This window comes from Candidatus Enterococcus ikei, from assembly GCF_017316105.1.
Classification (GTDB): Bacteria; Bacillota; Bacilli; order Lactobacillales; family Enterococcaceae; genus Enterococcus_L; species Enterococcus_L ikei.
Genome location: NZ_JAFLWD010000024.1, coordinates 1 through 11,765, shown reverse-complemented (window position 1 = coordinate 11,765; position 11,765 = coordinate 1). Strand labels below are relative to the sequence as shown.

Below are 11,765 nucleotides of genomic sequence, written 5' to 3'. Positions count from 1 at the left end.
TTCATGAGCTAGTCTCTCGGGAAAAAGATAAAAATAGAGTGAGGCAAAAAGCACCTCAATCGATTTTTCCTATTTTCCAGTCGAGACTAACCGGGCTCATTCAGCTTTTGAACTTATCTAGCTTCATGAGCTAGCTCTTCGGAAAAAAGATAAAATATGAATGAGGCAAAAAGCACCACAGTCATATTTTCCTATTTTTCTGTCAGAGCTGAACGAGCTCATTCAGCTTTTAAAATAGGAGGTAAACCAATGGCGCATAAGGAAATGCGGACGATGATGCAAGGTGCTGTTGTTTTGACTGTTGCATCGTTTATTGCCAAGGTGCTAAGTGCAGTTTATCGTGTGCCTTTTCAAAATTTGGTTGGTGATGAAGGATTCTATGTATACCAACAAGTTTATCCAATCTATGGAATTGCCATGACACTAGCCTTATCTGGCTTGCCGCAGTTTATTTCGAAAGTCGTAGCTGAACAATCAGAAATTAGTGGACAGAAAAAAGTGCTGCAGCAACTGTTTCCTTTTGTTTTTAGTATAGCCAGTTTGTGTTGGGGATTTTTCTTTTTCGGAAGTCATGAAATTGCCGTGATGATGGGAGATCAGCGGTTAGCATCATTGATTCAAGTGGTGTCTTTTACGTTTTTATTGGTTCCTATATTGTCCTTTTACCGTGGAAATTTCCAGGGACATTTACTAATGATCCCAAGTGCTGTTTCTCAAGTAGTAGAGCAAATTGTTCGAGTAGGTGTGATTTTGATTGCTGCTTATTCCTTTAGCCAGTTTGGCTGGACAGTCTATCAAACGGGAACGATTGCTATGGGCGGCGCTTTACTAGGTGGCGTAGTTGCCGTTGGAATTCTTTGGTATTATGATCGGAAAATTCGTGTAGGGAGCTCAGCATATCTCACTCAGTGGCAAATGACTAAAGGTTCTGGAAAATTATTTGGACGCTTATTAGTAGAAGGCGGCATTGTATCATTATATAGTGCTTTTCTGATTTTCTTTCAATTGATTGATTCTTTTCTGGTCAAAAATTCTTTGGTTGCATCAGGAATCAGTGATTCTGCTGCTAAAATCGATAAAGGGGTTTATGATCGCGGGCAACCTTTGGTACAATTAGGATTAGTTGTTGCGTTAGCATTAAGCTCAAGCTTTTTACCAGCACTGACTAAATATTTTATGGGTCAGGAGCAAGCTCGTTTTTTACAGGCGGCAAAAATGTTTTTACGTTTAACAACCACGGTGGCATCAGCTGCTTCGTTAGGTTTAGTATTATTGCTTCCTTATATGAATTTTGCGTTATTCAAAGATTATAAAGGAAATGGTGTTTTAGGGATTTATGTGTGCTCAATTGCTTTTATGGCCGTAATTCAAGCATATCAAAGTGTTTTTCAAAGCCGTAATCAATTTACGCCATCGATGTTGTCAGCAGGAATAGGATTGTTGATCAAACTATTCTTAACAGGTCCTTTGACCTATGCTTGGGGAACAATTGGTGCAAGCGGCTCAACGATTGCTGGGTTAATAGCGACACTATTTTGTTTAGTGTTATTTTCAAAAAAAGAAATCAATCGTTTTGCTGCAGAAAATCATTTTTTAAAAAAACTAACGATTAGTTTAGGAACCATGGGAGTTGTGTTACTCTGTTATCAAGGGATCATTGCAATAGTGCTAGGAACCGTTAGTCATCGTGGTCAGGCATTGTTCGTTACGATACTTGGTGTGTTACTCGGTGGGGCAACATTTCTATTCATAATAATCAAAATAAATTTATTTACGATTCGAGAATGGCTGACATTGCCATTTGGTGCGAAAATATTAAGGATGAAGAGGTAAAAGTTATGCGTTTAGATAAATTTTTAAAAGTGTCTCGTATTATCAAAAGACGACCTGTAGCCAAAGAGGTTGCTGATAAAGGTCGAATTCAGATCAATGGAATCTTGGCAAAGTCATCTAGCAATGTAAAAATCGGTGACCAAGTTAAGATCCAATTTGGCAATAAAACTTTAGAAGTAGAAGTCCTTGAACTTCGAGATTCAACGAAAAAAGAAGATGCAGAAAAGATGTATCAGATACTATCAGAAAAAAGAGTCGAAAATAGTGATAATTTAGATTAGACAAGCTTCTTAGATGTTGGTATAATGAAACAGACAAACCAAAAACGAGTGGAGCGGAAAACATGGGAAAAAAGGAAAAAGACGTGGAAAAAGTTGCTGCATTAGATAATGAGTATACCAAAGAACAGTATGCCGAATTTCAAAAACAGCAAAAGCAGTTGATTTTCAGACGCCGACGTTTAGCGGTTGTTTTTCTCGTGGCGTTTGTGATTTTTATCGTTTCTGGTCTTCAGCTGATGAAAGATTATCAACAATTGAACGCTTTTAAAGCACAACATGCGGACGCCGTTGCCGAATCAGCAGAAGCGGACAAGAAGCTGAAACGTTTGGAACAAGACGTTGCTCTTTTAAGAGATGATGATTACGTGGCAAAATTAGCTCGCAGTCGTTATTATGTTTCAAAAGAAGGCGAACAAATCTATAACATTCCAGAGTTAGGCGGAACGACTAGCTCCAGTAATGAGCAAAAACAGTCATCAGAAGGAAGTCAATCACAGTCTCGTTCATCTGATCAAGAATCAGGCGAATAACTGCAGATATAATAGGGTAAATAATAGGAGGAACATTTTTTTTATGTCAATTGAAGTAGGAGCGAAATTGCCAGGAAAAGTATCAGGTATCACTAATTTTGGTGCCTTCATCGATTTAGGTGAAGGAAAAACAGGGTTGGTTCACATTAGTGAAGTATCCAATGGATTCGTAAAAGATATCCATGATGTATTGACCGTAGGGGATGAAGTAACAGTAAAAGTTACCTCAGTCGGTGATGATGGTAAAGTGGGTCTGTCGATTCGTAAAGCACAGGAACAACCAGCAGAGCCAAAACGTGAGTTTCAACGTCGTGATAACCATGAACATCAAGGGAATCGTGATCGCGGGCAACGTCCAGCACCTAAAAAACAATTTACAAGAGCACAACCTATGAACTCAAAACAAGATTTTGATTCATTGATGAGCTCATTTTTGAAAGATAGTGATGATCGTCTAACTTCTTTAAAACGTAATACAGAAGGTAAACGCGGTGGACGTGGCGGACGTCGTAACTAGTAAATAAATAATTGAAGCTGAGCGGAAGCTCGGCTTTTCTGTTTTATGCATTTTTCTTATGAAGGCGTATAGAAACGATGGAACAAAGAGGTGAGTAGATGTTTCAAGAATTTTACAATCATTGTAAAAGAAATGAATACTGGCAATTGAAACAAAACATACTTTTGGCGATATCTGGTGGCGTCGATTCAATGGTTTTATTAGAATTGATGCAAAAAGCTGCCGAAAAAGATGATTTAAGAGTAGCAGTCGCCCATATTGATCATCGCTTGCGAGTAGAATCGATAGATGAAGCAGCTTATTTAAAAAACTATTGTGAAGAACGATCCATTCCTTACTATAGTAGAGAGTGGGATGCTCCAAATAAGGAAAAAAATACAGAAGCACGTGCGCGTAAATTCCGTTATGATTTTTTTTCTGAGATAATGGAACAAGAAGATTATCAGGTGCTTTTAACTGCTCACCATAGTGATGATCAAGCGGAAACAGTATTAATGAAGCTAACTAGAGGAACTACGTTAACAAATCTAGTTGGGATAAGAGCAAAACGGTCGTTTGGCATTGGAAAATTGATTCGCCCATTCTTAATTTTTTCCAAAGAACGATTAGAACAGTTCGCAAAGCAGACGGGAATTGTGTATTTTGAAGATAGCTCAAATCAAGGCAATAACTATATGCGCAATCGAATAAGGCATCAAGTTGTTCCTGTCTTAAAAAAAGAAAACCAGCAATTCTTGCAGCATATCACTAATTTTAGTGAGCAGATGGAGTTAGCTGACGAACTCATTCAATCCGTTATTGAGCCTAAATATGATCGTTGGGTGAAAAAAACAACAGAAGGATGGCAGATTCAATTATCTGAGTTAGCAAAAGAAAAAAGAAGTGTTCAAACTTTTTTCCTAATGACGTTGTTTCAACGAACGTTAGTGCCAAAGAATATAACCATCAGTCAATTACATATCCAGCAATTTTTGATGTTGCTTAATCAACCAGCGCCTCAGCGGTCAATGGATATTGAGCAAGGCTGGCAAATTATTAAAGAATATGACGTTGCGTACTTAAAAAAAAGAACTGCTGCTGACGATGAAAAACTATTCTATCTGAACGAAAACGAACAGCTTTTTCTTTCTGACAATGAATGGCTGGGTCTGGAATGTGTTGGGAAACAATTTGAGCTGCCTGATTCAGTTAAAAATTGGCAAGAATTTTCTTTACCGATAAGTGGGGAAATACCACGCCCGTTAAAGATTCGCCATCGAAAAAATGGTGATAGGATCGCTTTGACCCCGGATTTAACAAAACGATTAAATCGAATATTTATTGATCAGAAAACACCCAATCTGATTCGAGAACGAGCATGGGTCATCCTTTCTGCGCAAGAGAACATTATTTGGGTACCTAAATTCGCAAATTCATATTTGAGTATTCCTAAAGAAACTGATAAAATACTCTACAGGCTCCTTTATAAAATAAAAGAGTAAAAGCTACACTGAATACTTTTATTCAAAGAAGCAAAACAATATAAAATCAAGGAACACTACACTGGATCTATAAAGAAAAGGAGAGCAATATGTTAGAGAAAGATATTAAACAAATGTTGATCACAAAAGAACAGATTCTCGAAAAATCGGCTGAACTTGGAAAACAGTTAACCGAAGATTATAAGGACAAAAACCCATTAGTGATTGGTATTTTAAAAGGAGCGATTCCTTTTATGGCGGATATTACTCGATCTATTGATACTTATTTAGAAATGGATTTTATGGATGTATCTAGCTATGGAAATGCAACAGTGTCTTCTGGCGAAGTGAAAATCGTCAAAGATTTGGATACAAATGTAGAAGGGCGCGATATCTTGATCGTAGAAGATATTATTGACAGCGGCCGTACGTTGGCTTATCTAGTTGATTTATTTAAATATAGAAAAGCGGCATCTGTGAAGATCGTCACGTTGTTAGATAAACCAGAAGGCCGTGTCGTTGATATTGTTGCAGATTATGTTGGCTTCAATGTGCCAAATGAGTTTGTCGTAGGTTACGGTTTAGACTATGCAGAAAGATACCGAAACCTCCCTTATGTAGGCGTATTGAAACCAGAAATCTACGAATCAAATTAATATCTCTCTGGGATTTAGTTATGTTACAATGTAATGGTCAGAATTGATAAAAAATAAACCGTAAAATAAACTTACGAGCAGTAACCAAAGGAGGACAGGCATGAATAAAAAGAATAGCGGCATGAAAAATGGCTTATATTATGTATTGCTTATCTTGGCGATGGTCATGGTTGTTTATTTCATTTTTGGAAATAACAATCCTCAATCACCAGATATTGAATACTCAACCTTCAGTACCCAATTAGAAGAAGGTAAAGTGAAAGAACTGACAATCCAACCAACTAATGGTGTTTTTAAAATCACAGGTCAGTACAAAGAAAAACAAGAAATCAAAAACACTGGCGGTCTTTCTTTATGGGGATCAACAGAAGTTTCTACAAAAGCATTTACCACAATTGTCTTACCAAGTGATATCACATTATCAGGTATCCAAGATATGGCTCAAGACAAGAATGTGAAACTTACAGTGAAAGAACAATCATCAAGTGGTGCTTGGCTTTCTATCTTATTTAGTTTCTTACCGATCGTATTGTTCATCTTCTTATTCTATATGATGATGGGACAACAAGGCGGCGGTGGAGGTGGCGGCGGCCGTGTCATGAACTTTGGTAAATCAAAAGCCAAAGAAGCAGACAAAAAAGCGAACCGCGTACGCTTCTCTGATGTAGCAGGAGCAGAAGAAGAGAAACAAGAATTAGTCGAAGTGGTTGAGTTCTTAAAAGATCCTCGACGTTTCGTTGAATTAGGTGCCCGTATTCCAGCAGGTGTTCTATTAGAAGGACCTCCAGGAACAGGTAAAACATTACTTGCAAAAGCCGTTGCCGGTGAAGCAGGCGTACCGTTCTACTCTATCTCAGGTTCAGACTTCGTTGAAATGTTTGTCGGTGTCGGTGCAAGCCGTGTCCGTGATTTATTTGAAACAGCGAAGAAAAATGCACCAGCAATCATCTTCATCGATGAAATCGATGCAGTTGGTCGTCAACGTGGTGCTGGTATGGGCGGCGGACACGATGAACGTGAACAAACCCTTAACCAATTACTAGTTGAAATGGATGGATTTGATGGCAACGAAGGCGTTATTGTCGTAGCTGCAACAAACCGTTCAGATGTGTTAGACCCAGCGTTATTACGTCCAGGTCGTTTTGACCGTCAAATTTTAGTTGGTCGTCCTGATGTGAAAGGCCGTGAAGCGATTCTTAAAGTTCACGCCCGTAACAAACCGTTGGCTGATGACGTTGATTTAAAAGTTGTTGCACAACAAACACCAGGTTTTGCTGGTGCTGATTTAGAAAACGTCTTGAACGAAGCAGCCCTAGTTGCCGCTCGTCGTAATAAGAAGAAAATCGATGCATCCGATGTGGATGAAGCAGAAGACCGCGTCATTGCAGGACCTGCTAAAAAAGATCGTGTGATCAACAAAAAAGAACGCGAAATGGTTGCTTACCACGAAGCTGGACATACAATTGTTGGTTTAGTCTTAAGCCGTGCTCGTATCGTTCATAAAGTAACGATCATTCCACGTGGACGCGCTGGCGGTTACATGATCGCATTACCAAAAGAAGATCAATTCTTGATGACTAAAGAAGATATGTTTGAACAAATCGTAGGATTGCTTGGTGGACGTACAGCGGAAGAAATTATTTTCGATGTTCAATCAACAGGTGCTTCAAATGACTTTGAACAAGCAACAGGCATTGCCCGTAGTATGGTAACTGAATATGGAATGAGCGACAAATTAGGACCTGTTCAATATGAAGGGAACCACCAAGTCTTTGTAGGCCGCGACTATGGTCAAACAAAAGCATATTCTGAGCAAGTAGCCTTTGAAATCGATCAAGAAGTACGTCGTATCTTGATGGAAGCTCATGATAAAGCACGTGAAATCATTGAATCTCACCGTGCTCAACACAAACTAATTGCTGAAAAACTGTTAGAGTATGAAACATTAGATGCCCGCAGTATCAAATCATTGTTTGAAGAAGGCGTTATGCCTCAAGACGTTATTGATAGCCAATTCCCTAGTGAAAAAGCACAAACGTTTGAAGAAGCAAAACGTGCATTAGAAGAAAAAGATGCACAAAGACAAGCTGAAGAAAAACAAGATTTTGAAGAAGCGAAAAAAGAATTACATGACGAAGCTGAAGAAGTAAAAGCGGACAGCGAAAAAACAGAAGAAAAAGTTCAATCAGAAGTTAAATCTGATGATGAAACTAAAAATGATTCTGAATATGACCGTAATAACTTTGATGATCGTTACAAATAAAAGACTTAGAGCATTCCGTTTGCGGGATGCTCTTTTCTTAAAGATGAAATTATTTAGTTGAAAAAATAGTCAAACCCTAGTATTATCTGATAATGAATCAGAAAAAGTCCCAAGTGAGAAGAGGAAAATAAAAATGGAAGATTACTTAGTTAAAGCATTATGCTATGAAGGATCGATTCGCGCTTATGCAGTTTGCGCAACAAATACAATTTCAGAAGCTCAAAAACGCCATGACACATGGAGCTCATCGACTGCCGCATTAGGTAGAACAATGGTAGGGGCAATATTGCTTGGTGCAACATTAAAAGGCGAAGATAAATTAACTGTAAAGGTCCAAGGAAATGGACCAGCCGGAAGCATCGTTGTTGATAGTGACGGAAGTGGGAATACTAAAGGGTATATAAAAAATCCACATGTGAGTTTAACGCTAAACGAAAGCGGTAAAATTGATGTTCGAGGAGCAGTTGGAACAGAAGGGATTTTCACTGTAATCAAGGATTTAGGCTTGAAAGAAACATTCTCAGGACAAACACCGATCGTTTCTGGTGAAATTGGCGAAGACTTCACTTATTTCATGGCGGTTTCAGAACAAATCCCATCTGCAATCGGTTTAAGTGTTTTAGTCGATACAGATGAAAGTGTCAAAGCGGCAGGTGGCTTTATGATTCAAGTGATGCCAGGAGCAGATGAAAAGACCATTGATTTTATTGAACAACGTTTACAAGAAGTACCGATGATCTCTCGTTTGATCGATGAAGGCGAATCACCTGAAGGGATTTTAGAGCGTTTGCTTGGTAAAGATGAAATCGAAATTTTAGAAAAAATGCCTGTTCAATTCAAATGTAACTGTTCAAAAGAAAAATTTGGTACAGCGATCATCGCTGTTGGTTTAGATGAAATCAATGCAATGATCGAAGAAGATCATGGAGCTGAAGCCGTTTGTCAATTCTGCGGAAATAAATACCATTATAGCGAAGCTGATTTAATCGAATTAAGAGATGAAGCAATTAAAAACACCCGTGAAAAATAGGAGGGAATCTATATGTGGAAAATAGGAAACATTGAAATTCCCAACCGTGTCGTTGTAGCTCCAATGGCCGGTATTAGTAACGCTGCATTTCGTGTAACCGTCAAAGAATTTGGCGCAGGCCTTGTTGTTTGCGAAATGATCAGTGATAAAGGAATCCAACAAAGAAATAAAAAGACCTTAGATATGCTTTATATAGATGATCGCGAATACCCACTAAGTGTGCAAATTTTCGGTGGTGATAAAGAAACCCTAGTTGAAGCGGCAAAATTCGTAGAAGAAAATACCAAAGCTGCGATCATCGACATTAATATGGGTTGCCCTGTAAGTAAAGTTATCAAGGCAGAAGCGGGCGCAAAATGGCTTTTAGATCCGAATAAAGTCTATGAAATGGTAGATGCCGTATCCTCTGCTATAGATTTGCCAGTCACAGTTAAAATGAGAACTGGGTGGGATGAAGATCACCTATTCGCAGTTGAAAATGCACTAGCAGCAGAAAAAGCAGGAGCATCCGCCATCGCTATGCATGGTCGTACGAGAGTTCAAATGTATGAAGGTCAAGCAAATTGGGATGTTTTAAAAGAAGTCAAAAAACATTTAACGATACCTTTTATGGGAAATGGCGATGTACGTACACCAGAAGATGCTAAACGCATGTTAGAATATGTTGGTGCAGACGGTGTAATGATCGGTAGAGCGGCGTTGGGAAATCCTTGGATGATTCAACGCACCAAACATTATCTAGAAACAGGAGAATTACAGCCTGAACCAACACCACGTGAAAAAATCGAAACAGCTAAAGTCCATCTACAACGTTTAGTCGATTTAAAAGGTGAAAAAATTGCGACTAGAGAATTCCGTCAACATGCTGCATACTATCTAAAAGGAATTCCACGCGCAGCTAAAGTAAAAGTAGCAATCAATCAAGCTGAGACTCAGCAAGTGATGGTGGATTTGCTAGAAGCATTCGAAGAAAAAGCAGAAAAACATGCAGAAAAAGAAGCAATCGAAACAATCTAACAAAAAAAGCAGGTTGAATCAAAAGTTCGACTTGCTTTTTTTTGTTTTACTGTGGCATTATAGGGGTATGTGATTTCAGAATGGAGGAAATAAAGTGGCAGATGAACAACAAGCGCACTTAGAAGATCTAAATGATCAAATGCTTGTGCGTCGTGAAAAAATGGAAAACTTACGTGAAGAAGGGATTGATCCTTTCGGGAAGCGTTTTGACCGTACACATAATTCAAAAGAATTACATGAACAATTTGACCAACATTCAAAAGAAGAATTAAATGAAATGGACCAATCAGCAAGTGTTGCTGGTCGTATGATGACCAAACGTGGCAAAGGAAAAGCAGGATTTGCTCATTTACAAGACCGTGAAGGCCAAATTCAAATTTATGTACGTAAAGATCAAGTAGGCGATGAAGCGTATGAACTATTTAAACATGCGGATCTGGGTGATTTCTTTGGCGTCACAGGACAAATTATGAAAACAGACACAGGCGAAGTGACAGTTAAAGCGAAAACAATCGTTTTACTAACAAAAGCATTGCGTCCATTACCAGATAAATACCATGGTTTAACAAATATTGAACAACGTTACCGCCAACGCTACTTAGATTTGATCAGTAATAAAGATAGTTTTGATCGTTTTATGAAACGCAGCCAAATCATAAGTGAAATTCGTCGCTATCTTGATAGTAATGGCTATGTAGAAGTAGAGACACCTGTCTTGCATAACGATGCTGGTGGAGCAGCTGCTCGTCCGTTTATTACCCATCACAATGCGTTGGACATGGATTTGTACTTGAGAATTGCTTTGGAATTACATTTGAAACGATTGATTGTCGGCGGTATGGAAAAAGTCTACGAAATCGGACGTGTATTCCGTAACGAAGGAATCGATACAACCCACAACCCAGAATTTACAATGCTAGAAGCTTATACTGCATATACAGATTATAAAGATGTGATGGATCTGACAGAAGGAATCATCCGTAATGCTGCAGAAAAAGTTTTAGGAACAACAACGATCACCTATGATGGGCAAGCAGTTGACCTAGGCTCTGAATTTAGACGTGTGCACATGGCAGATGCTATTAAGGAACAAACAGGCGTTGATTTCTGGCAAGAAATGACAATTGAAGAAGCGCGTGAAGCTGCGAAGAAACATAATGTAGAAATTAACGATAACATGACAGTTGGACATATTCTAAATGAATTTTTCGAAACACATGTTGAAGAAACGCTACAACAACCAACCTTTGTCTATGGACATCCAGTAGAGGTGTCTCCTTTAGCGAAGAAAAATCCAGACGATGCTCGTTTTACAGACCGCTTTGAACTATTTATAGTAGGAAAAGAATTTGCGAATGCATTTACTGAATTAAATGATCCTATCGATCAGCGTGAACGTTTTGAAGATCAAGAAAAAGAACGTGAACAAGGAAATGATGAAGCTCATGGTGTAGATGAAGACTTTATCGAGGCTTTAGAGTATGGATTACCGCCAACCGGTGGATTAGGAATAGGGATCGATCGCTTAGTTATGCTCTTAACAGATGCACAATCTATTCGTGATGTATTATTATTCCCAACAATGAGATAAAAATAAAAAAGAGTAGATTATCTACGGATAATTTACTCTTTTTTATTTTCTGAAATATATTAGAAAAACAGCGTGTTTCATCATGCGAATCGCGTTAAAAGCGAACGATAAAGAACAAAAATAATAAAACAATCGGTAACGAAAAAAAGTTTAAAAAAAGTGCAAATTTTAGTTGACCGGAAGCCGGAAACTTGGTATATTATATCTTGTCGCAAGGCACGGATGAAACACGCTAAACGACACAGATAATATAACATTCCAAGTTTGAAAAAAACTTTGGAAATCAGCAAAATTGTTGTTGACAAACAATGATTAATCTGATAAACTAGTGAAGTTGTCGCAAAAGAAACGACAACGAAGCGAGAAATTAAATAACATTTCAAGTTTGAAAAAAACTTGAGAAATCAGGAAAAAAGTTGTTGACAAATAACAAACAACCTGATAAACTAAAGAAGTTGTCACGAAAGAAACGACAACGCCGAGCAGAAAAAAACTTTTAAAACTTTTGAAAAAAAGTGTTGACATCAAATCGGAGATTTGATATTATATAAAAGTTGCTGCGAGGTGACACAGTAGACCTTTGAAAA

10 protein-coding genes are annotated in these 11,765 nt (G+C 38.2%); all 10 read left to right on the top strand.

From position 1 onward, the window contains the following. Positions 1-249: 249 nt before the first annotated feature. Positions 250-1,833 (top strand): putative polysaccharide biosynthesis protein, encoded by a 1,584-nt coding sequence (locus JZO69_RS10220; protein WP_207112776.1) that lies wholly within the window; start codon positions 250-252, stop codon positions 1,831-1,833. 5 nt (positions 1,834-1,838) lie between these two features. Continuing rightward, positions 1,839-2,114: an RNA-binding S4 domain-containing protein gene (locus JZO69_RS10215; RefSeq protein WP_207112775.1), complete on the top strand. Its 276-nt coding sequence runs from the start codon at positions 1,839-1,841 to the stop codon at positions 2,112-2,114. A 62-nt stretch (positions 2,115-2,176) separates the two neighbouring features. Then, positions 2,177-2,644, top strand: coding sequence for an FtsB family cell division protein (locus JZO69_RS10210; protein WP_207112774.1), 468 nt, complete (start codon positions 2,177-2,179; stop codon positions 2,642-2,644). A gap of 43 nt (positions 2,645-2,687) precedes the next feature. Next, entirely contained in the window at positions 2,688-3,161 is a 474-nt protein-coding gene (locus JZO69_RS10205) for a S1 domain-containing RNA-binding protein (protein WP_207112773.1), read from the top strand. Between the two features lie 98 nt (positions 3,162-3,259). Continuing rightward, complete coding sequence (tilS, locus tag JZO69_RS10200) at positions 3,260-4,642, top strand: tRNA lysidine(34) synthetase TilS (protein WP_207112772.1); 1,383 nt, start codon at positions 3,260-3,262, stop codon at positions 4,640-4,642. 89 nt (positions 4,643-4,731) lie between these two features. Continuing rightward, the gene (gene hpt / locus JZO69_RS10195; protein WP_207112771.1) at positions 4,732-5,277 is read left to right on the top strand and encodes a hypoxanthine phosphoribosyltransferase; all 546 of its coding nucleotides are present in this window, start codon (positions 4,732-4,734) and stop codon (positions 5,275-5,277) included. A gap of 100 nt (positions 5,278-5,377) precedes the next feature. Beyond that, complete coding sequence (ftsH, locus tag JZO69_RS10190; RefSeq protein WP_207112770.1) at positions 5,378-7,540, top strand: ATP-dependent zinc metalloprotease FtsH; 2,163 nt, start codon at positions 5,378-5,380, stop codon at positions 7,538-7,540. 133 nt (positions 7,541-7,673) lie between these two features. After that, complete coding sequence (gene hslO / locus JZO69_RS10185) at positions 7,674-8,570, top strand: Hsp33 family molecular chaperone HslO (RefSeq protein ID WP_207112769.1); 897 nt, start codon at positions 7,674-7,676, stop codon at positions 8,568-8,570. Positions 8,571-8,582: 12 nt separating this feature from the next. Beyond that, positions 8,583-9,587, top strand: coding sequence for a tRNA dihydrouridine synthase DusB (dusB, locus tag JZO69_RS10180; RefSeq protein WP_207112768.1), 1,005 nt, complete (start codon positions 8,583-8,585; stop codon positions 9,585-9,587). A gap of 94 nt (positions 9,588-9,681) precedes the next feature. Further along, positions 9,682-11,178, top strand: a complete 1,497-nt coding sequence (gene lysS, locus JZO69_RS10175) for a lysine--tRNA ligase (protein WP_207112767.1) — start codon at positions 9,682-9,684, stop codon at positions 11,176-11,178. Positions 11,179-11,765: the final 587 nt, after the last annotated feature.

What these genes read in the sequence shown, in the direction of transcription:
- JZO69_RS10205 (WP_207112773.1), top strand. Translation starts at nt 2,688, where the DNA reads ATGTCAATTGAAGTAGGAGCGAAATTGCCAGGAAAAGTATCAGGTATC.
- dusB (WP_207112768.1), top strand. Translation starts at nt 8,583, where the DNA reads ATGTGGAAAATAGGAAACATTGAAATTCCCAACCGTGTCGTTGTAGCT.
- ftsH (WP_207112770.1), top strand. Translation starts at nt 5,378, where the DNA reads ATGAATAAAAAGAATAGCGGCATGAAAAATGGCTTATATTATGTATTG.
- hpt (WP_207112771.1), top strand. Translation starts at nt 4,732, where the DNA reads ATGTTAGAGAAAGATATTAAACAAATGTTGATCACAAAAGAACAGATT.
- JZO69_RS10210 (WP_207112774.1), top strand. Translation starts at nt 2,177, where the DNA reads ATGGGAAAAAAGGAAAAAGACGTGGAAAAAGTTGCTGCATTAGATAAT.
- JZO69_RS10220 (WP_207112776.1), top strand. Translation starts at nt 250, where the DNA reads ATGGCGCATAAGGAAATGCGGACGATGATGCAAGGTGCTGTTGTTTTG.
- JZO69_RS10215 (WP_207112775.1), top strand. Translation starts at nt 1,839, where the DNA reads ATGCGTTTAGATAAATTTTTAAAAGTGTCTCGTATTATCAAAAGACGA.
- tilS (WP_207112772.1), top strand. Translation starts at nt 3,260, where the DNA reads ATGTTTCAAGAATTTTACAATCATTGTAAAAGAAATGAATACTGGCAA.
- hslO (WP_207112769.1), top strand. Translation starts at nt 7,674, where the DNA reads ATGGAAGATTACTTAGTTAAAGCATTATGCTATGAAGGATCGATTCGC.